This is a genomic window from Vibrio sp. 2134-1 (genome assembly GCF_033339495.1).
The window spans coordinates 40,597-61,200 of the sequence record NZ_JAWOUS010000012.1 but is presented as its reverse complement, the minus strand read 5'-3'; the positions used below and the strand labels follow the sequence as shown (position 1 = coordinate 61,200).

Below are 20,604 nucleotides of genomic sequence, written 5' to 3'. Positions count from 1 at the left end.
TGACGCAAATCCTCGATAAATGTCTACTATTACTCTCATACAAAATCTTGATTTAAAGAGGGATAAAATGAAAAAGACAATGTTGGCACTAACAGGCGCGGTAATCATTCTTGCAGGCTGTCAAGATGAGAAACCTGCCGAAACAAGCGCAGTTGAAGTACCTCAGGCAACGGAAACTGAAGTCACCACCAGTGCAGACGTTACGACTGAGACAATTGACACGTTACCAGTAGAAGAAGAACAGGTAATTACTGAAGAGACATTTGTAGACTCTGAACACAACGCACAAAGTGCTCTGGACTGGAACGGCACCTACAAAGGAACACTACCTTGCGCGGATTGTGCTGGTATCGATATGACAATCACACTAAATCAAGATGGCACTTACGTACTTGAAGAAAGCTACCAAGACAAAGAAGACGGTCAATCAAAATCTGAAGGTCAATTCACTTGGGACGCAAATGGCAGCATCGTAACGTTGACAAATGAAGATGCACCAAACCAATACTTTGTTGGTGAAAACGTACTTATGAAGCTAGACATGAATGGCGAAAAAGTAACGGGTGACCTAGCACCACTATACAACTTAACGAAACAGTAAGAAGTTAGTATCAATACCTGATAAATACCTCAAATCCGAGCCACCCCAGCTCGGATTTTTCGTTATTTTAACGAAAGCTATTCCAGCAACCTTTCTATTCTGAAGCAACATTCTGCTTCTTACCCTGATTGTTCATTACATTTCCATACGCTTTGCCGATAGATGCTTACAACATCATTTTGTACAGTGTTCAAAACAAAACAGAACAACTCGGAAAAATGATGAAAAAAACATTAATTGCACTACTTACTTTGACAGCTGCTGGCTCAGCTTTCGCTGGCGATACTTACATTCGTAACGGTAACATCTACAACAACGAAGGCGGTTGGAACGTAGAAGCTGGTGTGGCTCAAGGCAGCGATCTTTTCAAAGATCAAAAGCATAATACAGCACCAATTCTCAACGGTGGTTACCATGGTGACGACTTTAATGCCGACCTAAGTGGCATTAACTACCGCTTCTTCGGTAACACCAATGAGTTAATCAACATGAGTGCCTACCTTGTAGGTAGCGGTGTAATGCGCGACGGTGATACAGCGAAAAGCCTAAAAGGCACAGATAAACGCCGTTTCGCCGTCGATCTAGGTTTAAACGCAGACTTTACACTGGATCAAAACAACGTCATTTCTACGTACCTTCAGCACGATATCAGTGGTGCTTACAAAGGTTACTTAGCGGGCGCGACTTACTTCCACATCATGAAATTCGGTAGTGTTGATTTTGTTCCTTTTGCTAACCTAACTTATCAAAGTGAAGACTACGTAGATTATTACTTTGGTGTAAAACAACGCGAAGCAAACGCAAACCGCAAAGCATACAAAGGTGATTCAACGGTAAGCTATGGTGTGGGCTACAAACTTGTTATGCCAATCAACGACAACTGGCAAGTAAGCCAAATGACACAATACACGCGCCTAGGCAGCGGTATCAGCGACTCTTCTATCGTTGATAGCGCAAACCAATGGGTTGTTGGCGCAAGTGTGTCGTACAACTTCTAATCCGATACGCCCTTATAAAGCCATCATTTCGATGGCTTTATGCGTTGGACATTTGCATCATCTTGCACACAGACGTTAGTGTGAATGAGCAATCCATAACCTATGTAAATCGCTATAGCCTGTATTCTTCACCTGCACACCTCGCACTTGCTGTGTTTTTGTCACTTCTTCGTAGCCAACAAACAAAGGCAAATATAGGTACTGATCGCGCAGCGCTTTCTCTAGGTTTAATAAAGACTGTAGCGAGTGATCATCAGCCATCGCCCTGCGAACCTTTTCTCTGTGGCTTAACATCTGGCTTTGATCAAAACTAAAACGCAGTCCAGTTGCTATCGACAGCCATTCGAAGATGCCATATTCAAATGGTGCTTCCATGACTTCCTCAATGAAGAGCAAGTCTGCTTGGTGAGACACTACCTCAGGAAAACTAATGTCATCAATAACGACGATCTCCAACTCTAATCCCGTTGCACGAATCACACTGTGCAACCATTCGGAATGGCGAATTAGACTCGGTATCGTCCAGACAGGTTCAGCTAATACCACTTTACCTTTCAGTTTAGGTATCACAACACCATCTGTTATTGATAAATCTTGCTCATGAGTCTCTAACTGAATGCTGTCAACGGCACTTGGCGCATCATAAATTCGCTTTTGCACATGGATGTAATCAGCGAGTTGATACCAAGTCTCTTTTGTGAGTTGGGATTCCGCGCGTTCGCGGTAGGTCAAATATGAAAATGCGCTAATTTTTTCCACTTCAACGTGATCGGAGCTTTGGTTAAAGCTCAACATATTTAAGGTTTTAACATCACCATGAGACAGCGTTATTTGATCTAACAATGCGCGTGCTGAAAAATACTCTTTGTGCGCTTCAAGAGTCATACTCTCCTGGTTCCAGCCGCTGATTTTAAATGGCCCAGTCCCTATGTGGTAGGAATAACTAGAACCGAAAGAGACGACATCTCGACACAGAATAGACGCATGAGGAGTTGCTAGCATGTATGGAAACAACTTGTTCGGATACTTCAATATGATTTTTAAGCAGTTAGATGTTTCTGCAACCACGCTATCAATGCATTGCCAGAGCTCGTGAACTGGTCCTTTTATCTCCCTGAGTCTTTCTATACTCCAAACCACATCCTGTATATTAAGGGGCTCGCCATCATGGCGATATATGCCTGGCCGCAACCATAACGTAATTACCTTGCCTTCCATTTTCCATTCGTGTGCTAACGATGGCTCGATACCACCATTGGAATTTTGGGTCAGCAATACGTCATAAACGCTTTTCGCGACGTGTAATTCAGTGTGACGGTAAGTATTCGCAGGGTCGATTTTGGATACCCAAGGGTAAGAAGAAATCAAAATAGCGTTATTTGATTCGTTCAATCGATTCACTTTTTCAGAAGCGATAGTCAGTGCTCTAACCGCGGTTTGACCGAACCAATCAATAAGTTTCGTTATTGAGTTCATTCTTCCTCTGCCAAGCTCCTCAACCAAAAACTCGGTCATCGCTTGCTGGAGGGAAATATTAATACTGAGACGGCTAGCGTTACTTCGGCCAATCGCAGGTTGCCAATCGACCCAATCGTAAGTGGCAAGCTTTTTCATCACAATAGAAACATTGCGCCTCGACGTGCAAATCACCGCTTCTAGCTCAGAAAGCGTAACAAGGTGATACTGGTGAGGTTCAAAGTGCTTTAACAGTAGATCCAGATACCTAAGATTGACATCGTTCACAAAGATTCCTAAGAGTTATTCCAAAGCAAAAAAATAGCACAGGACGCTTAGCAACTAAACTTCCTGTGCTATATCTAAACAAATTCAAAGCTTGGACTCAGCTCGACCAACAGAAGTCAAAAACGTTTACTAAGCCAAGAGGTAACTTGAATAAGTATTCTTAGAAACGGTAGCTCATACCTACAGAGAACACATTGATGTCTGCATCAACCGTTACTTTTTCATTGCCAAATTTCGCAATGTCTAGCTCAGGCATCATGTATTCCCATTCAACTTGTAGAGCAAAGTTTTCAGTAATAGCGAACTCTGCGCCTAAACCGTACATGCCTGTTACAGTGCTGTCAGAAATGGTGGTATGGCCTGCGCTACCGTCAATCACAGAGTTGCTAATTTTGAATTCAGCATTGAAGTAAGAAAGACCAGCTTTAGCAAAAAGGTTGAAACGATCGCCAATCGGTAGAGTCGCTTTTGGCTGAATCGATAGATACTTCATGTCACCAACAGTAACAACTTTGCCGTCTAAAGCATCGTAGCCACCAATGGCTGCTTCTAGAGAAATGTATTCGTTGAATTTGTAACCACCGAATACTTTGCCTGAAAGGCTTGAGTCATCTTCAAGTTTAAGTTTAGTGCTAGCGTTAGTACCACCACCATTGATAGAGCCATTAACATCACCAAACGATGCTTGACCTACAGATGCACCAACGTAAGGAGCTGCGTTTGCAACAGAACATGTTGCTAGAAGGGCTGTCATTAGCCATGTTTTTTTAAACATTGTATTTCACTGCCTGTTAATTATTGAGGTTGTGTTTTGCCCATCCTTAAGCATGCCATGCTGTCCATTTCACTTGGTTTCAAAACCAAGTGGATGTTAATGAATAAAAACTCAATAAAACATGAAATATTTAGACACAACTTTGCCACTTTCTTTCTTAATTTTGACAATTTAGTCATTTCACAAGCATTGCTGCTTCAACCAGTTAGTGAGCTTGATGATTTCCGCTTGCTTGGCTCGACTCTTTTTATGAATAAAATAAAAGCTGTCGCCGGTTTCCAATCCATGAGAAGGGATATACACCAAATCGTGCGCTTTATCTCTTTCATTAAGCATAAAATCATTCGCAAATGCGATGCCTTGGTCATAACGCGCCGCCTCTATTGCCAACAACATATGACTAAAATGTTGAACATCGACATCTTTCGGCAAGGTGTAACCGCCCGCTCTGCACCACTCAGCCCAGTCTTTTCCTCTCTCACGATAAATTGAGTCTGTCGACAAAATAGGGTATCGCCAAAGCGCTTCTGGAATCGGTTGATCTTGCAACTCTTTCCAAATTTTATGGCTGCAGACCGGATACAGCGTCTCCGCGTATAACTTTACCGACATGTAGTTTCGCTTTGGCTTTTCTACCGTGATAAAACAATCGCCAACGCTGTCTGTCTGTTCAGGATCACCAACGACCATATTGAGTGTCAGATCGATTTCTGGATGTAAGCGCTTAAAATCAGACAAACGAGGAATAAGCCACTTTACGGCAAGCGAGCTATAAATCGCCAACCGTATGCTGCCTTTGTCCCCTTCTCGCACCTTTTGGCTGGCCATCGCAATTGAGCTAATTGCTGGGCTAATATCCTCTAAATAGCGGGTGCCCGTATCGGACAAAGAGAGCTTTCTGCCTTGACGGATAAATAATGATTCACCCAAATAATCTTCTAATAGTCGTATCTGGTGACTAACGGCACTTTGCGTCACATTGAGTTCTTCAGCAGCAAGCGAAAAGCTAGAGTTTCTGGCAACAGATTCAAAACAGTGAACCGCTCTGAGTGGTGGCAATTTCATTATCTAAAAATCTCATACTTAAACTAATAAATATCACTTCACTTCATCCTATGACATCACCTACTCTTTGGCAAAGAAAGAGGAGAGGAAAAAGTGAAAGTTACATCGGTCGGAGCAGCGATGCTGCTATTAATTGTTGGAAATCTCATTGCGGTGCTTTCGGACTCTTTAATTAAAAGTGTCGGAAATGAAGTGCCTATTTTTCAATTTGTCTTTTTCCGACAAATATCAGCGGTGCTTTTCCTGCTGCCAGTCTACCTGCTAACAAAAAATGCGCCTTTTCTTGAAGGGTTTAAGTGGCATGCTGTTCGCGCTCACGTATGGTTACTTGGTGCAATATTCATGGTTTTGGCGATCTCATCTTTACCGCTCGCAACTGCGAATGCGATCTTTTACGCCGCGCCATTGATCATGTTGCCGCTTGCAGCAATCTTTTTTGGAGAACAGTTGTCTAAGCAATCGGTCGCCGCAGCGATAATGGGCTTTGCCGGTGTATTGGTCATCATTCGTCCAGACCAAATCGATTGGGCAGCCATTTCAGCTTTAGTTGTTGCAATTACTTTAGCAATCAATAACTTGCTCATTCGAAAACTGCCAAAAAATCAGTCTGTGATGCAAACGTTATTGATGACAAACTTGGCAGGTATTCCAGTAGCCTTCTTGCTTGTTCTGATCGAAGCAGAACCTTGGGACTGGAGTGCTTTCCCTGTTGCTGCTGGCTCAAGTTTGTTCATCATGATTTATGCAGCAACATGTGTCATCGCTTACCGCTCGATCGATAGCAACAAAATTGCTAGCGCTGAATACAGTGGCTTAATTGGTGCCGTGTTTGTGGGATTGATTTGGTTTGGAGAAGTGCCAGATATATTTATGGCAATAGGAACCATTATGATTGTTGTGCCTCTGGTTTGGCTTTCTAAACGAGAGCGTCGCAAGAAAAAGTTGCAAGAGCAACAAGAAGCGCACGTTACTTAAAGTTGTGCTCTAACCCAAAGACTAAAAAACCGAGCCGTAAGTGCTCGGTTTTTTTATGTGGCTCTAATCGGTTTTTACGTAAGCGACTACGTGAGATAAAAACTGCCTTGCAAAGCGATCATTAAACCGGATGCGATATTCATGCTCGGCTTCCGACACTAGACGCCAGCCTTCAGCAAAGTATTCTTTGATATCATCAACCGCCTCTTCTTTATTTTTGATGTGTTTCACGTTCCACTGATAAGTGCAAGAGACAACGATCAGCCCCCCCACCTTGGTGGTTTTTTTTAGAGCATTGATCACGCTAAGTGGCGACTCACATTGATCAATCACATTTAAACATACGACTAAATCAAAGCGAGATTGGAGAGTATCGAGCTCAAAAGGCTGGTTAATTAGCGTCAAATCAACATGAGCACATTTCTGTACGATATCTCTATTCTCTACCTCTAAAGTCTTTAAGGTGTTCACATCGTGAAGGTAAGTAAGCTCGACGCGTTGTTCTTCTATTAATAGTTGCTTCAAGCCATCCATTAACCTATTTGAAGGCTCCACAAGCGTCGCTTCTTTAAGGTTAGGTAAGCGTTGCACTAACTCATAATAATTTCTTCCCAGCGCCGCCCCAACCTCAAGTAGGGAACACGGCTGAACGCTGATTTCGATTACCGCCTGCGCAATAAAATCAGCAACTTGGGAGCAGTGAGGTGATGACAAAAAAGAAAGTGGGACTTGTTTTGAGCGACTGGTTATCATCTCAATCTGTTGATCCTCAATGAACTTGTCGAACCATTGAGCTTCGAAATAACCAGCCAGACCGTGCTCGGTCAGGTAAAAATCTTCCATGTTTTTTCCGTTCGTACTTTTAGAAAAGTGATTGTATCGAACGCGGAAATTAACGGGTATTTCTGGCCGCACATTCCAATGGGAAAACAGATGAAAACGCCGCTTATGTGAAAAAGCCCTTTCATCTCAAAGATAAAAGGGCTTGTTAATCGCTTCGGTTAAGTCGCTAACTATTGTGGTAGAACAACGTTACCATCTTGAATTGGGAACGTTTTTGTCGCTGGTTTGCTCGCCAAACGAACCGTCGTTGGTGCACCTGAAACTTCGTAAGTGACGTCGTAACCCACTACTTTATCAGATGTCGTATATTCTGTATGACACTGTTTTTTCGTCGTTGTTACTACATCACCTTTTTGCACATTCTCCTGGATCTTACGACCTGTCAGTGCACCAGCAATCGTACCAGCTGCAGTTGCAATCACTTTACCTGAGCCACCACCGATTTGGTTGCCCAGCGCTGCTCCAGCTGCTGCGCCACCAACCGTACCAATAATTTTATTGTCATCCGCAGGGGCAACTTGCTCGGTTACTACCACGTCTTTACATACTTGGTGCGGCTTTTTCACCGTTTCAGTCACTGCTTCAACCAAAGTAATGTTTGCTTGAGTTGGAGCTGGTGGCGTTTTGTCTTTACAGCCTGCTAGTACAGCAACAACTGCCGTTGCAATTGCGATAGATTTCATATTCATGATTTACATCCCAGTATGGTTTGCTTTGATGAGCGTTATGGTAAATCGCAAAAGGGAAATCACATCAGACGAAAACAAACCCTCTGTCATTAACAAGTAAAGAAACACTGTTTTATAAAAGATACGTCAAGAAACACTCAGCAGCGTGTCAACAGAGCTAAAACTGTATCACTACTGATTATGATTGGGCTGGACTAGTCTATGAGATTTATTTTTAAGCCAAGCTCAAAAATAGTTCGTCATCCGTTAAATACTTATGACGGTGGCTTAGATTACGCACGTGCATAAACATAAAATCAGGGAAACCAGGCGCTATAATGTTATTTGGTTCCCAGCATACACCGCCAACAAACACATATCGCCCCTGCTTGTCATCTTCGTGAAGGGGGTTATTAAGAGGAGAAGAAAACTCTGCTCGGCAACCTTCAACCACACAAACAATTTGTCCTTTAAAAAGGCCAATCACGCGCTTTACAAGATTTGCCTTGATACCACACTTCCATGCTTGGCGAGTGGCCATCTCATAGCCATATTTTCGGATCGCTTTCTTTTGCAAATGTACTACTAGGTTCATTTTGACTCCTGATTCAAGCAACTACGTGAAGCCCAAAGTCATAAAAGCAGATAGACGTCTATACCCGAGAGAGCTCATGGTACGTGGGAATAAACTACGTGATTAGACTGAGTTTAGTGTCGGATGAGATACACCGTCCACGATGCTGTAACGTATCGATTTACACCTATCAAAGGCAGATAACACATCAACTTTTGAGTGCTTTCCTGCGCTGTATCTGGTTACTTCTGTATATTACTATAACGAAATCACCCTCCACGTTTACCTATATAAATTTGTCGTAACGATAGAGGGTGCTTATCATGGAGAGAAGATAACGCCTACGCGTCGATGAGATAATTTTGACCTTCAGTTTCTAAACGATCAATCATTTTACGACACTCATTTAAATCAAGAGGTTGTTCAAAGCGGCGCTTGAGATTCATCAAAAAGAAGATATCTTCACACATGGCTTTCTCAGGTTCGTCACTGATTTTGGCGACCGGTGAACCATTGCACGTGACCATTTTTATCACGATAGAAAGTGGCTGGTAGGCTTCACCATCTTTATTGACATAATCACCCATATCATTGGCAAGAAAAGTACCGATACCAAAACTCACCTGAATACGTCCTTGGAAATACTCGCAAATATCTAACGCTTGTTCGAAGTTAAGTCCGTCGGTAAACACCAGTGTTTTTGTTAATGGGTCTATATTCAGCGACTGGTAGTGTGCAATGATTTTTTCACCCCAGCTATAAGGGCAACCACTATCGTGACGTACACCGAAGTACGCGTTACTTAGTTCTTCATCAAAGTCTTTAAGGAAAGCATCGATACCAATCGTATCGGTTAACGCAATACCTAGTGCACCATCAAACATTTTTTGCCAACGTTGCAACGCCACTTTTTGCGAATCTCGCACATTCACCAGAGCTTGGTGTCCCATAAACCATTCATGAGCAACGGTGCCGATAGGCGTCAAATTCAGCTCTTTTGCTAAGTGATAGTTGCTTGTTCCTGTCAAACATTCCGGCACTTCCTGGCACAAATATTCCAGCATAGTGCGCTGAGCTTGAAAGGAAAAACGTCGACGCGTCGACATGTCAGAAAATTTAAAGTTAGTAATGTTACGACGTTTTAGTTCCGACTTTAGGTGTCGAACTTTCTCTTCTAAAACAGTGGTAAATTGCGCAACAGGGATATCTGACCAACGCTGACGGCTACGAACTTCAGACACGATGCTCATGATGATCGTTTCGTACAAGATGGTGTCTCGCCACAAACCGTTAATGGTAATTCTTAACTGGCTTGAGCCATCAGCCATGGCTTTGTTATGGAAAGAGACATCGCTTTGTGGGTTGAAACGGAAATGGCGCAGTGCATCAACAAAGTCAGGATTCAGGTAAGGCGCGACACGCTTAATATATTCAATTTCTTCTTGCGTAAATTGAATATCTTGCAGTTTAAGGACTTCGGCTTTTACCTCGGGCAAAAGCTCAGAGAGGTCTTCCTCACTGCGCACGATAAACTTATATGACACCATCGCATCAGGGTAAAGCGCTGTTACAGCGCTCATCATATTGACTTTGTAGACATCGAAATCCAAAGCACTTTGAATGATGCGGGAAGAAAATAGTTTGGTGGTCATTAGGTGCCCTTCTACATGCCCTTCCTGGGTATATAACTTTTTGTTACTAACTAATTTGCGTAAACAATAAACACCCATCTATAGTTTGTCAACTTTTGTTACTAACCACTCATTTTTATAAGGTTTTTTTGTCTAGAATTCGAGCAAGCATTGTGAATAAGTCAGAGTCATCCGTAAATTTATGCTCAAACCGTATTACGAACACTACCAAAAACGTTTCTAACAACTCGTTACTTACCCATTGATTGACCACTTGTTATGCGCTAGATTACTTACAAATCAATATTAGGACCCAACCATGATCGTATCTGTCGACATTATTCCATTCAGGCTATCTGGCTGTGCCGATAAGGGATTGGAAGTGTTGTTGATTAAACGTTCAAATCCAAATCGGCCATACCATGGAGTCTGGGCACTACCGGGCGGATTTGTCTTTGATAAAGACTTAACCAGTGAAGGCGGACGCCCGGCCGATGAAAACTTTGAAGCGGCGCGTCGCCGAATTTGCCGTGAGAAAATCCATACCTACCCTCGCCATTTTAGCGAAGCATTTATCGACGGTGATCCAAAGCGCGATCCAGAAGACTGGAGCTTAAACATTACGCACTACGCCTTAGTTGATCGTAACAATGTAGAGCAAATAAATAATGCAGGTGTACCGGAATGCCAACTTAAATGGTTTTCGCTACAGGCTATTCTCAATGGAGAAGAAACCCTCGCATTTGATCATCAAAAAACCATTGAAAAAGCGTGGCAAAAGCTTCGTGCATCCATTGAATACACATCGGTTCTTTTGTTTGCATTAGACAAAGAGTTTTTGGTTGCGGACATCATTTCTGCTTATCAAGAGTTTGGTATTGATATCAGCCGAATGACGATTAAGCGCCGCTTGATAGATTCAGGCGTACTAAAACCCACTAATAAAGTCGCTTCAACCAACAAAGGCAAAGGTGGAAAACCCGCAATGGTATATACGCTGACTAGCGACGAAGTAACCTTTTTTCAAAACTGTTTGCGTGGATAAACGCAGACAATCAGACAGACAAGGAGTCTGCCATGACTGTTCGAGTAAACTATCAAACTACAGCAGTGATCGACGTTGATCCAGAGAAAGGCTTTAGTGAGTTATGTCCAGATGAACTGCCCGTTGCAGGTGCGTTGGAAATCGTACCGGAGCTTTTGAACAATCATGCCAAAGGCCGATTAAAACTGGTCAGTCGTGACTTGCACCCACCGAAAGCAAAATGGGATGCAGAATCGCCAGCCAATATGCTTGAGCCCGTTGGTTTACCGAATGTGGATATAAAGTGGAACCGTCACTGTGTGCTTGGCACAACAGGTTCTGAGCTGCTAGATGGCTTACCACCCGTGTTGGACTATGATTTTCAAGTTAATAAAGGTATGGATCCTGACGCGCACCCTTACGGTATTTTTTTCCATGATATTGCCGACACCAAAACGACAGGCGCGCATGAATTTCTAAAGTTCAACGGGATTGATACCTTAGTTATCGGTGGCCTTGCCTTAGACTTTTGTGTGAAAAAATCCGTCATGCAAGCGCTGGAACTTGGCTACAATGTGGTAGTTAATCTTGCTTCAACTCGTGCGGTGCTGCCTGATAATGTAGAGAATGTGCTGACAGAACTCAGAGATAATGGCGCATTATTTGTCGAAAAAGCGGACGACATCATCGTAGAAAAGTTCGCCTAGAAACGATAGTAACCGAGAAGGATTTCACCATGCATCAACATGAAAAATTGAATTACGTTGAATTTGGTTCCACTAATGTCAGTGCGACCAAACAATTTTTTGAGCGTGCTTTTGACTGGAGCTTTACCGATTATGGTCCAGAATATTCTGCATTTTCAGGACAAGGATTGGATGGCGGATTCTTCAAATCTGAGTTTATAAACCAAACCGCAAATGGTGGCGCACTTTTAGTATTTTATAGCTCAGACATTCAGGCCACTCAGACAAAAGTAGAGCAGCATGGTGGAAAAATTATCCGCCCTATTTTCGAATTCCCCGGCGGCTGTCGATTCCACTTCACTGAACCGAGTGGAAATGAATTCGCAGTATGGTCAGAGAGCCATTAAGTCATCACAAATCAACAACACACTATCAACGTGATCCCAAGCTAGCCAGATCCGGAACTGGCATTACATTTCTGGTTGACCTCATCCTTGGTTTAATTCACTGTTAGCGCAACAATTAATCGATGAGGCGCTAGACCTCGACCAAGGATGTCAAATGACTGCCGTCAGTTTTTTTCGCTTACTCTGCCTCGCTGCTATTTGGGGTGGCTCGTTTCTGTTTATGCGAGTCGCCGCCAACACATTCGGGCCGGCTTACTTAATCGAATTTCGAGTTACATTTGCCGCCGTCGCTTTGTTATTGATCGCCGTATATTTGAAGAAGAAACTCACGTTAACTGCGCATACTAAACACTTCTTTATTATTGGCTTATTCAATAGCGCAGTTCCATTTTTACTCTTTGCGTACGCAGCCCAGACACTGAATGCATCAACTTTAGCAATATTGAACTCAACCGCCCCAATATGGGGAGCACTAGTTGGCTTTGTTTGGTACCACAGCCCACTCACAGCGAAATCTGTTCTCGGTATGCTAATAGGCATTGGAGGCGTTGCAGTCTTGGTCGGCTTAGATACTTCAACCATAGGTGAAGAAGCCATGCTCCCTATTGCCGCCAGTTTGATGGCTTCTTTCAGCTATGGCATTGCTACCAACTACACTAAAAATGCGCCACAAGTACCAGCTTTTGACAATGCTCACGGCAGCATGTGGGCGGCGGTTATTTGGGTACTGCCGCTGCTACCATTCTTACCAATGCGTGCAGAACCAAGTCATTTCGAATGGAGCTCTGTTGTCACGCTCGGCGTTGTATGCACAGGGTTCGCTTATTTGCTCTATTTCCGCTTAGTTTCTGATATCGGCCCAGCGTCAGCACTGACTGTCACTTTTCTTGTTCCTGTTTTTGGTATCTTATGGGGCTACTTGGTGCTAGATGAGCCCGTCGGCTCTAACACCATCATAGGAACAATTCTAGTGCTTAGCGGCACTATGCTAGTCACCGGTTTCTCCCCAACAGCAATGCTCGCGAAGCGAAAACAAAGCGTTGCTTAATCAGCCTAATATAACTTCCACACCTCGCTTTTTGATTTGTTCAAGGTCGCTTTTCGGAGCGGCTTTGTCAGTCAGCAGCACTGATATTTCGTCAGTCTTACCAATTGATGAGGGATAAATTTGCCCAAATTTACTAGAATCCGTTAGAACAATATTGCGCCTTTTTTTCGCAATGATGGTTTCTGCGATCTCAGCACGCATCATGTCGCGGCTAGTAAAGCCAGTGTCTTGATGGAAGCCGTCAATACCCAAGAAGGCTGTGCTGAAATGAATGTTCTCAATACACAACTTAGTCAGCGGTCCGACCAAACTCTCGCCTTGGTGCTGATATACGCCACCAAGCAAGATAATGTTGGCAGAAGTGTTACGGATGAGATGGGCGATATACGCCGATGGCGTAATGATGGTCACATCGCCGCGCTCAGCCAAAGTCCGAGCCAACAACGCATTGGCACTGCCCCCTTCAATCAGCACTGTCTCATTCGGTGCGACCAAATCCGCAGCTTGGTTTGCGAGCGATTGTTTAATATCGAAACGCACTTCTAGGCGGGCATCAATGTCATCACTTTGCAACGCGGTAGCTGCGCCGTGAACGCGCTTTAGGTAGCCCTGTTGCTCCAGAAAGTTCAAATCCTGTCTGATGGTCACACCCGACACGCCAATGATGTCAGAAAGCTCCGTGACTTGAACGCGTTTACGGTCGTTCACTAATTGCAGGATTTCATTTTGTCTTGGGTTCACAGATTCGCTCCTTATTGATGAGCTTACAGTATACTCACCTGATGTTTCATATGAAAAGAACTTGAAAGTAAAAAGGAAAAAACGCGTGGTCTGATTAGCCAAGCTGCACCTTGCGAATATCGCTCCCATCAACAGATAATAGGGCAACGAAAATGGGATGGAAGAAGAGGGTTTAGATCCCTACATACCAACAAAGGTAAAGACTAGGATAAAAGTAATGGAAGAAATTTACTTCGCAGGCGGTTGCCTTTGGGGCGTGCAAGAATTTATGCGCCACCTTCCGGGCGTAATCAACACAGAAGCCGGGCGAGCAAATGGCACAACGGATAACACTCAATCCGAATACGATGGCTACGCAGAGTGCGTGAAAACCCAGTTCGACCCTGAGCAAGTTTCGGTTGAAACTTTAATGGGGTATTTGTTTGAGATAATCGACCCTTACAGCGTTAACAAGCAAGGTGAAGACGTAGGTGAGAAGTACCGTACTGGTGTTTATAGCCAAAACGAACAGCATCTCACCATCGCGAAAGCGTTTATCGCAGCACGACCGGACGCCGACAAGATCGCCGTAGAAGTACTGCCACTCACGAATTATGTACCAAGTGATGATGAGCACCAAGACAGACTCACAAACTTTCCGAATGATTACTGCCACATCCCATTAGATTTACTACATAAATACAGGGATAACTCGTAACCGTTCAGTCGGCATCGCTTTAAAAGGTAAGACGCACATCAGTTTAAATCGATGCCTTCCACTAATGACAATGTCATTTCTGCCGCCGATATTTCCTTACAACCCGACGAGTTTTGTCCGCACCACAACGGTGTGAATTCATCTCGGTTTTGCTTTTCCATAAGCGCTCTTAGTTGAGCCATTTCAATGGAGGCGTATGGGAATTTCGGCGCAAACTCACTGATGTAGCCTAGCTCCGACATCGCGCGATTCACAATGCCTCTCGCTGGTCGGCCCGAGAAAACATTGGTCACAGCGGTATGTTGCGCGCGTTCACTGGCAATGGCATATCGATGTAAAGACGATGTTTTCGCCTCATCACACAACAAATAGGCGCTGCCAACCTGCACGGCACTTGCTCCTAACTTTAGCGCGGCTTGTACACCGTTTCTATCGGCAATTCCTCCTGCTGCAATAACAGGCAAATTCACCCGTTTGGCGATTTGTGGTAATAACGCCATCAGACTTAATTGAGTAGTTAAATCATCCGATAAAAACATGCCTCGGTGTCCACCAGCCTCCAAGCCTTGAGCAATAATGCCGTCAACGCCTTTTGCTTCTAGCCAAAGTGCTTCGTCCACCGTAGTCGCTGACGAAAGGATCTTCCCTCCCCACCCTCTAATTCGAGCTAACAGATCATCGTCTGGCAAACCAAAGTGGAAACTGATCACTGGCGGTGCAAATGGTTCAATCGCGTCAGCAATATCATGATTGAAAGGCATCCTTGTCGGAGCGTTTGGCTGAGCCTGAACGGTTGTATCAACCTCGGAAAAATACGGTTGCAGCGTTTTTTGCCACTTTTCGTGCTTGTTGGCGTCATACTCCGGCATTTCATGGCAAAAGAAATTGAGGTTAAACGGTCGGTTAGTTGCCTGCTTGATAAGTTGAAGTTCTTTTACGATGGCGCCTTTGTTCAGCATTCCACAAGGTAACGAGCCAAGCCCGCCAACATTACTGACGGCTATGGTCATTTGGCTGTCTTGCACACCGGCCATTGGCGCTTGAATAATCGGTAACTCTGTTCCCAAAAGTGTATTAAATACCTTGTTTATCATGCTCTTTCCTTGAAAACTTAACCTTTACCTGTGATGGATCTGCGCCATCGTTATCCAGACTAGACTTTCACATGATTAACCGCTTATAAAGTTAAAGTGATGCATTTGTGCGCTATGCACTTTTGATAGAAATGACAAAGGGAGCCTATGGCTCCCTTAATATGCTGAATAACAAGAATCAAAGTGACTATCGTACGACATCTGATTCAAGCTCTAGCTCTGCTACAGACAGCATGGCAAACTCTTCCTCGGCGGTTGCTGCCACCAGTTTGTTGCGGCTGTATAACCCATAATAAACACCACCGATAAGAAACAATCCCATTGTCATGAAAAAGGCTGAGGGATCAAAAGCATAAACACCTGTCATTGCGATCAAAGAAAGCACCAGAGAAATACTCGACGTAATTATCCCACCAGGCGTTTTATATGGACGAGTTAATTCCGGCTGTTTAATTCGCAATAAAATATGGCTCAAGGACATTAATGCGTACGATACAGTCGCACCGACAACAGCCATCGCCAAGATTAAGTCCCCCTCACCCGTAAGTGAAACCAAGAACCCAAAAACGCCCGGAACCAAAAGCGCACGAGAAGGCACTTTTTTGTCACTGGTTAATGACAAAGTCTGCGGTAAATAACCCGCGCGGGAAAGCGCAAACACCAAGCGACTGTAACCATAAATGATTGAAAAGAAAGAAGCGATAAGGCCAGCCAATCCAAGTAAGTTCACGGCCATTGCTACCGTTGAATTGCCCGTAAGCTTTAGGGCGTCAACTAATGGCACCGCGCTATCGCCTATGACCTTTGAGCCAACCGCACCAGCCAAAAGGACGACTACGAGAGTTGCGGTTAGCAATAAAAACAGCATCGCACCAATGATGCCTTTGGGAACATCTTTTGCCGGATTTTTTGCCTCCTCTGCCGCTAAAGGCACACCTTCAACCGCAAGAAACAACCACATTGCAAATGGCAACGCAGCCCATACGCCATACCACCCAAACGGCAAGATTTCTGTTGCCTGAGCCGTCGCCGGAGCAATATCGAATAAGTTATTAACGTCAAAGTGACCAATAAGCACAGCAGCAGTAATGAGAATAGCTAGCACAGCCAAACCACTGATGACCATCATTACTTTGAGAGCTTCGCCAACCCCTGCCATATGAATAGCGATAAAGACGGCGTAGAAAAGTGCGTAAACAACAGGGCCATCGATACCAACCAATTCATTCACTGCTGAGCCAATAAAAATCACTATCGCAGCAGGCGCGAGCGCATATTCAATCAAAACTGATAAGCCAGTGAAAAAGCCACCTGTCGGCCCCATCGCCTGTCTTGCGAAGCTGTAACCACCACCCGCAGCAGGAATAGCCGCAGACATTTCAGCTAAAGACAATACTAGCGTGAAATACATTACTGCCATCGCGATAGCAGCAATAAGAAAGCCTCCCCATCCTGCTTGAGCGATGCCAAAGTTCCAACCGGCAAAGTCACCAGATATAACATACGAGACACCTAAGCCAGCAAGTAAAATCCAACCTGCGGTGCCTCTTTTTAGCTGCCTTTTGGCCAAGTACTCCTGATGTTTAGACATAGTAAATCCTTCTACTTTGATGAAATTAAAAAGTTGTCGCTGTGTTTATCTTCAACGCTTGCGCCACTTGGCTCATTGATATCTGAGCGATCTTTCAGATTCACTCCTGACAGTTGTAATTTTCGAGCTTCCTTGAGCAAGTAAAATGCGCGTTCACAGGCATCGTCATAGTTGAGCCCCTGAGGGCGCACATTGGAAATGCAGTTTCTTTGGGAATCTTTAGAGCCTCGTTTAGCCCCCCAAGTGAGATACATACCCATGCTATCCGGAGAAGTTAGGCCGGGCCTCTCTCCAATTAAAACCAGCACGGCCTTGGCGTTAAAACATTCACCAACATCATCCCCTACCGCTACTCTTCCTTGCTTTACGATTGTGATAGGTGCGAATTTCCATTGATGTTCATCATCAGCGCTTAAAAGAGAAATCAATCGAGTAACAACAGGCACGGCATGGTTTTGAATTGCGACGGAAGAAAGTCCATCAGCAATAACAATCGCAAGATCAATGTCAGTGTTATGCTCATTTGCTATCGAGTTGAGCGTTTGCCAAGAAGATTCATCGAGTTGCCTTCCTAAATCGGGCCTTTGCAGGTACATAAGCCGATCACTCACTTGGCTGCTCACTACCACTGGAGGCTCTAAGGTATTTTCAAGAATCGAGTAAGAGTCCGACAAACCAGCAACGAGAGACTCAATATTCAAACTGCAATGCACTGCATCCATAGCTTGGGCGTGATCCAGCTGAAATGAGAGTAACTCGTTGGTTGGTACACTGTTCCCGCTACGACCCAGAGCGATCCGAGCAGAGGTGAAGTCGCGTAACTTGCCCCACGGGTTGTGTGTGACAACTTCAGACTCATCTTGTGGGGACTGAGCAATGGTGATTACTTTACCCATGAGAATACCCCTTATTCAGTTGGTTAATTGCTCCCGAAAACGAGCGAGAGATTTGCTCACTTAACCGAACGTCTTGCACGCTCTCGAAAATCTGCATCTCCATTAACCATTGTTCAAACTCTGGTGCTGGCTTCAAACCGAGTACTTTTCTTGCGTAAAGGGCATCGTGAAATGAGGTAGTTTGATAGTTGAGCATGATGTCATCAGACCCTGGAATACCCATGATGAAAGAGCACTCGGCCACACCTAATAGTGTCAGCAAGTTATCCATGTCATTCTGATCGGCATAGGCATGATTGGTGTAACAGATATCGCAACCCATAGGTAAACCAAGCAACTTCCCACAGAAATGATCTTCAAGCCCAGCACGAATGATCTGTTTGCCATCAAACAGATACTCAGGGCCAATAAACCCAACGACAGTATTAACCAACAAAGGATCGAACTGTTTCGCGACAGCATAAGCGCGGGCTTCACAAGTCTGTTGATCGACCCCATGAAATGCATTCGCAGACAGCGCTGTACCTTGTCCGGTTTCAAAATACATCACATTGTTTCCTACACTACCTCGATTCAAAGACAACGCGGCTTCATGGGCCTCTTTCAAAATCGACAAGTCGATTCCGAAGGTATCATTCGTCCCTTGCGTGCCGCCTATCGACTGAAAAACGAGATCGACTGGTGCACCCATTTCAATGGCTTCGATCGTGTTCGTGACATGAGTTAACACACAAGACTGAGTCGGTATTTGATAGTGTTGAATCACCTCATCCATTAAGTTCATTAACTTAATAGCTTGAGGTACATTATCTGTTGCCGGATTGATACCGATAACCGCATCGCCATTTCCGTACATCAGACCATCAAAAATGGTCGCTGCGATACCGTTGAGAGAATCAGTGGGATGATTCGGCTGTAAGCGAGTAGACAGGCGACTCGGCAAACCAATCGTATTCCGAAAAGCCGTGACAACTTGGCATTTTTTAGCAACGAGAATCAAATCCTGGTTGCGCATAATCTTACTGACTGCGGCCACCATTTCTGGTGTTAAACCTTGACGAATTTTAGCCAACGTTTCACCATCGGCTTCTTCACTCAGCAGCCAATTTCGAAAATCTCCGACCGTCAAGTGCTCAATCGGCTTAAAGGCTTCAAGGTCATGCGTATCGATAATTAGGCGAGTGATATCGTCGCTTTCGTATGGAATAACCGCCTCGTTAAGAAACGTTTTAAGTGGTAACTCAGACAGCGCCATTTGTGCGACTACACGTTCTGCCGCTGACTGAGCACAAACCCCGGCTAACGCATCGCCTGAGCGCTCCGGTGTCGCTTTCGCCATCAAGTCAGCTAATGACTTAAAGGTATAGACTTTACTTCCTTGTTGCCGACGATAAGTTGTCGTCATTGCTCTTCCTCTTCACTATTCGGTTCGCTTTTTGCTGAACTATCAATAAGCTTTAAGAAAGTATTGCCAAATGTGTTCCGTAGCGTTATCAAAAACTGGCAACATTTATAAACCAATAATAAACAATGAGTTATATAAATACTGCTCCAACATGACTCACAAAAAAGGAATGAGCATCACAAGGATGAGTAACCAAATGCCCCAAACTGCACCAATGCTGTGCATCCATCACACTAAGGATGCAAACCAACAAGCTGCGAGTCTGATAAACTGGCAACAGGAATATGACCAACTCAGCGATGGTCGATTTTTAGGTCAAATTCGAGAACGACGATTTCCCAATTTCCATGTATTTCGTGAAGACAGTAACCGCTCGCTAAGACAGCAATGCAGGGTTGAAGAGGGAGGTATTTGGTTGGGTTTGAGTGCGGAAAATAAGCCGCTACACCTAAATCACAGTCAGTTTAATTCAAGCCAACTTTTGCTTAGGCAAGGTGGCGCTGATTTTGAGTTAATGACACCGGAGCAGTTTTCTATCTATGGAATAGTGCTCGACAAAAACTTCGTTCACATCATAGAAAATCAACTTGAGCTTGGGAGTATCCAAAACAACACATTACACTTAACGGGTTTGACGGAAAAACACATTCAACAACTTAAATACTACTTAGGCACGTTACTTGGTTCCGCCGAGCCAAGATGGTCTGAAACCACACATCAAGCAATCTTAAAAGATATTGTGCTGGAGTTGTTCTCACTCAGTTCACTGCACACGAGCCATCCGATATCAATCTCTCATCGTCAACACGTGATGCACCGTATAAAACAACAGCTACAGGATCTAGACTACCGTACACCGATAACCGTCAGTGAACTGTGTGACGCAGTACACGTCAGTCGTCGCACACTACAGTACACCTTTGAACATTGCTGTAATACTTCCCCAAAGCAGTTCATACATCGAATGCGCCTGAATCAAGTACGTAGAGTGCTACAAAGCCCTGAAGATAATCGAACAATTGCAGAAATCGCTTTTGACTTTGGTTTTTTCCATCTCGGGCAGTTCAGTCAAAGCTACAAGCGGCTATTTGGTGAGACGCCAACTGAAACGAGAAAATGGGAGCCCAGCAAATAAAATGACA

21 protein-coding genes are annotated in these 20,604 nt (G+C 44.2%); 9 read left to right on the top strand and 12 right to left on the bottom strand.

Features of this window, described 5'->3' with window-relative positions; translation table 11 throughout:
* The first annotated feature begins 67 nt into the window (after window positions 1-67).
* Together R7R78_RS14455 and ompV are read left to right on the top strand one after the other, a co-directional pair.
* The gene (locus R7R78_RS14455; protein ID WP_005373930.1) at window positions 68-601 is read left to right on the top strand and encodes a copper resistance protein NlpE; all 534 of its coding nucleotides are present in this window, start codon (window positions 68-70) and stop codon (window positions 599-601) included.
* A 221-nt stretch (window positions 602-822) separates the two neighbouring features.
* A complete protein-coding gene (gene ompV, locus R7R78_RS14450; protein WP_017635134.1) occupies window positions 823-1,599 on the top strand; it encodes an outer membrane protein OmpV in 777 nt (258 codons plus the stop codon).
* 75 nt (window positions 1,600-1,674) lie between these two features.
* On the opposite strand, the gene R7R78_RS14445 is transcribed toward ompV, so the two are convergent.
* The 3 genes from R7R78_RS14445 to R7R78_RS14435 form a co-directional block, all read right to left on the bottom strand.
* Window positions 1,675-3,342, bottom strand: coding sequence for an ABC transporter substrate-binding protein (locus R7R78_RS14445; RefSeq protein ID WP_171345914.1), 1,668 nt, complete (start codon window positions 3,340-3,342; stop codon window positions 1,675-1,677).
* Between the two features lie 160 nt (window positions 3,343-3,502).
* Window positions 3,503-4,117 carry an outer membrane beta-barrel protein gene (locus R7R78_RS14440; RefSeq protein ID WP_005373936.1) on the bottom strand — a complete coding sequence of 205 codons (615 nt, stop codon included), beginning with the start codon at window positions 4,115-4,117 and terminating at the stop codon, window positions 3,503-3,505.
* 180 nt (window positions 4,118-4,297) lie between these two features.
* A complete protein-coding gene (locus R7R78_RS14435) occupies window positions 4,298-5,182 on the bottom strand; it encodes a LysR family transcriptional regulator (protein ID WP_005387224.1) in 885 nt (294 codons plus the stop codon).
* A gap of 93 nt (window positions 5,183-5,275) precedes the next feature.
* Between R7R78_RS14435 and R7R78_RS14430 the strand changes: the two genes are divergently transcribed.
* On the top strand, window positions 5,276-6,157 hold the full coding sequence (locus R7R78_RS14430; protein ID WP_005373940.1) for a DMT family transporter: 882 nt from the start codon (window positions 5,276-5,278) through the stop codon (window positions 6,155-6,157).
* A gap of 63 nt (window positions 6,158-6,220) precedes the next feature.
* Here the strand turns inward: R7R78_RS14430 and R7R78_RS14425 are convergent, their stop codons facing one another.
* The 4 genes from R7R78_RS14425 to pncB form a co-directional block, all read right to left on the bottom strand.
* Window positions 6,221-7,000 carry a class I SAM-dependent methyltransferase gene (locus R7R78_RS14425; protein ID WP_225473839.1) on the bottom strand — a complete coding sequence of 260 codons (780 nt, stop codon included), beginning with the start codon at window positions 6,998-7,000 and terminating at the stop codon, window positions 6,221-6,223.
* Window positions 7,001-7,170: 170 nt separating this feature from the next.
* Window positions 7,171-7,689, bottom strand: coding sequence for a glycine zipper 2TM domain-containing protein (locus R7R78_RS14420; RefSeq protein WP_005373945.1), 519 nt, complete (start codon window positions 7,687-7,689; stop codon window positions 7,171-7,173).
* Window positions 7,690-7,903: 214 nt separating this feature from the next.
* Window positions 7,904-8,263, bottom strand: a complete 360-nt coding sequence (locus R7R78_RS14415) for a hypothetical protein (RefSeq protein ID WP_005373947.1) — start codon at window positions 8,261-8,263, stop codon at window positions 7,904-7,906.
* Window positions 8,264-8,583: 320 nt separating this feature from the next.
* The gene (pncB, locus tag R7R78_RS14410; protein ID WP_132936988.1) at window positions 8,584-9,894 is read right to left on the bottom strand and encodes a nicotinate phosphoribosyltransferase; all 1,311 of its coding nucleotides are present in this window, start codon (window positions 9,892-9,894) and stop codon (window positions 8,584-8,586) included.
* Window positions 9,895-10,192: 298 nt separating this feature from the next.
* On the opposite strand from pncB, the gene R7R78_RS14405 reads away from it, so the two are divergent.
* The 4 genes from R7R78_RS14405 (at window position 10,193) to R7R78_RS14390 (ending at window position 13,038) form a co-directional block, all read left to right on the top strand.
* Entirely contained in the window at window positions 10,193-10,918 is a 726-nt protein-coding gene (locus R7R78_RS14405; RefSeq protein ID WP_005373953.1) for an NUDIX domain-containing protein, read from the top strand.
* 32 nt (window positions 10,919-10,950) lie between these two features.
* On the top strand, window positions 10,951-11,604 hold the full coding sequence (locus tag R7R78_RS14400; RefSeq protein ID WP_005389657.1) for an isochorismatase family protein: 654 nt from the start codon (window positions 10,951-10,953) through the stop codon (window positions 11,602-11,604).
* Window positions 11,605-11,633: 29 nt separating this feature from the next.
* Window positions 11,634-11,990: a VOC family protein gene (locus R7R78_RS14395; RefSeq protein ID WP_042523322.1), complete on the top strand. Its 357-nt coding sequence runs from the start codon at window positions 11,634-11,636 to the stop codon at window positions 11,988-11,990.
* A gap of 154 nt (window positions 11,991-12,144) precedes the next feature.
* On the top strand, window positions 12,145-13,038 hold the full coding sequence (locus R7R78_RS14390; RefSeq protein WP_225473837.1) for a DMT family transporter: 894 nt from the start codon (window positions 12,145-12,147) through the stop codon (window positions 13,036-13,038).
* On the opposite strand, the gene R7R78_RS14385 is transcribed toward R7R78_RS14390, so the two are convergent.
* On the bottom strand, window positions 13,039-13,779 hold the full coding sequence (locus R7R78_RS14385; protein WP_017635127.1) for a DNA-binding transcriptional regulator YciT: 741 nt from the start codon (window positions 13,777-13,779) through the stop codon (window positions 13,039-13,041).
* A 217-nt stretch (window positions 13,780-13,996) separates the two neighbouring features.
* Here R7R78_RS14385 and R7R78_RS14380 point away from each other — a divergent pair, with 217 nt between their 5' ends.
* Complete coding sequence (locus tag R7R78_RS14380) at window positions 13,997-14,476, top strand: peptide-methionine (S)-S-oxide reductase (RefSeq protein ID WP_054701515.1); 480 nt, start codon at window positions 13,997-13,999, stop codon at window positions 14,474-14,476.
* 38 nt (window positions 14,477-14,514) lie between these two features.
* Here the strand turns inward: R7R78_RS14380 and R7R78_RS14375 are convergent, their stop codons facing one another.
* From R7R78_RS14375 to R7R78_RS14360, 4 genes are all read right to left on the bottom strand, one after another.
* Window positions 14,515-15,570 carry an NAD(P)H-dependent flavin oxidoreductase gene (locus R7R78_RS14375; protein ID WP_225473836.1) on the bottom strand — a complete coding sequence of 352 codons (1,056 nt, stop codon included), beginning with the start codon at window positions 15,568-15,570 and terminating at the stop codon, window positions 14,515-14,517.
* Window positions 15,571-15,757: 187 nt separating this feature from the next.
* Window positions 15,758-17,161, bottom strand: coding sequence for an ethanolamine permease (gene eat, locus R7R78_RS14370; RefSeq protein WP_005373969.1), 1,404 nt, complete (start codon window positions 17,159-17,161; stop codon window positions 15,758-15,760).
* A gap of 11 nt (window positions 17,162-17,172) precedes the next feature.
* Window positions 17,173-18,057 (bottom strand): ethanolamine ammonia-lyase subunit EutC, encoded by an 885-nt coding sequence (gene eutC, locus R7R78_RS14365; RefSeq protein ID WP_213895808.1) that lies wholly within the window; start codon window positions 18,055-18,057, stop codon window positions 17,173-17,175.
* Window positions 18,050-19,462, bottom strand: a complete 1,413-nt coding sequence (locus R7R78_RS14360) for an ethanolamine ammonia-lyase subunit EutB (RefSeq protein WP_213866880.1) — start codon at window positions 19,460-19,462, stop codon at window positions 18,050-18,052. Before R7R78_RS14360 ends, eutC begins: the two co-directional genes overlap by 8 nt.
* A gap of 184 nt (window positions 19,463-19,646) precedes the next feature.
* On the opposite strand from R7R78_RS14360, the gene R7R78_RS14355 reads away from it, so the two are divergent.
* Window positions 19,647-20,597 carry a helix-turn-helix domain-containing protein gene (locus R7R78_RS14355; RefSeq protein ID WP_005373973.1) on the top strand — a complete coding sequence of 317 codons (951 nt, stop codon included), beginning with the start codon at window positions 19,647-19,649 and terminating at the stop codon, window positions 20,595-20,597.
* Window positions 20,598-20,604 lie beyond the last annotated feature (7 nt).

Coding starts and splice junctions, on each gene's coding strand:
- R7R78_RS14455 (WP_005373930.1), top strand. CDS start 68: ATGAAAAAGACAATGTTGGCACTAACAGGCGCGGTAATCATTCTTGCA.
- ompV (WP_017635134.1), top strand. CDS start 823: ATGAAAAAAACATTAATTGCACTACTTACTTTGACAGCTGCTGGCTCA.
- R7R78_RS14440 (WP_005373936.1), bottom strand. CDS start 4,117: ATGTTTAAAAAAACATGGCTAATGACAGCCCTTCTAGCAACATGTTCT.
- R7R78_RS14435 (WP_005387224.1), bottom strand. CDS start 5,182: ATGAAATTGCCACCACTCAGAGCGGTTCACTGTTTTGAATCTGTTGCC.
- R7R78_RS14425 (WP_225473839.1), bottom strand. CDS start 7,000: ATGGAAGATTTTTACCTGACCGAGCACGGTCTGGCTGGTTATTTCGAA.
- R7R78_RS14420 (WP_005373945.1), bottom strand. CDS start 7,689: ATGAATATGAAATCTATCGCAATTGCAACGGCAGTTGTTGCTGTACTA.
- R7R78_RS14415 (WP_005373947.1), bottom strand. CDS start 8,263: ATGAACCTAGTAGTACATTTGCAAAAGAAAGCGATCCGAAAATATGGC.
- pncB (WP_132936988.1), bottom strand. CDS start 9,894: ATGACCACCAAACTATTTTCTTCCCGCATCATTCAAAGTGCTTTGGAT.
- R7R78_RS14405 (WP_005373953.1), top strand. CDS start 10,193: ATGATCGTATCTGTCGACATTATTCCATTCAGGCTATCTGGCTGTGCC.
- R7R78_RS14400 (WP_005389657.1), top strand. CDS start 10,951: ATGACTGTTCGAGTAAACTATCAAACTACAGCAGTGATCGACGTTGAT.
- R7R78_RS14395 (WP_042523322.1), top strand. CDS start 11,634: ATGCATCAACATGAAAAATTGAATTACGTTGAATTTGGTTCCACTAAT.
- R7R78_RS14390 (WP_225473837.1), top strand. CDS start 12,145: ATGACTGCCGTCAGTTTTTTTCGCTTACTCTGCCTCGCTGCTATTTGG.
- R7R78_RS14380 (WP_054701515.1), top strand. CDS start 13,997: ATGGAAGAAATTTACTTCGCAGGCGGTTGCCTTTGGGGCGTGCAAGAA.
- R7R78_RS14375 (WP_225473836.1), bottom strand. CDS start 15,570: ATGATAAACAAGGTATTTAATACACTTTTGGGAACAGAGTTACCGATT.
- eat (WP_005373969.1), bottom strand. CDS start 17,161: ATGTCTAAACATCAGGAGTACTTGGCCAAAAGGCAGCTAAAAAGAGGC.
- eutC (WP_213895808.1), bottom strand. CDS start 18,057: ATGGGTAAAGTAATCACCATTGCTCAGTCCCCACAAGATGAGTCTGAA.
- R7R78_RS14360 (WP_213866880.1), bottom strand. CDS start 19,462: ATGACGACAACTTATCGTCGGCAACAAGGAAGTAAAGTCTATACCTTT.
- R7R78_RS14355 (WP_005373973.1), top strand. CDS start 19,647: ATGAGTAACCAAATGCCCCAAACTGCACCAATGCTGTGCATCCATCAC.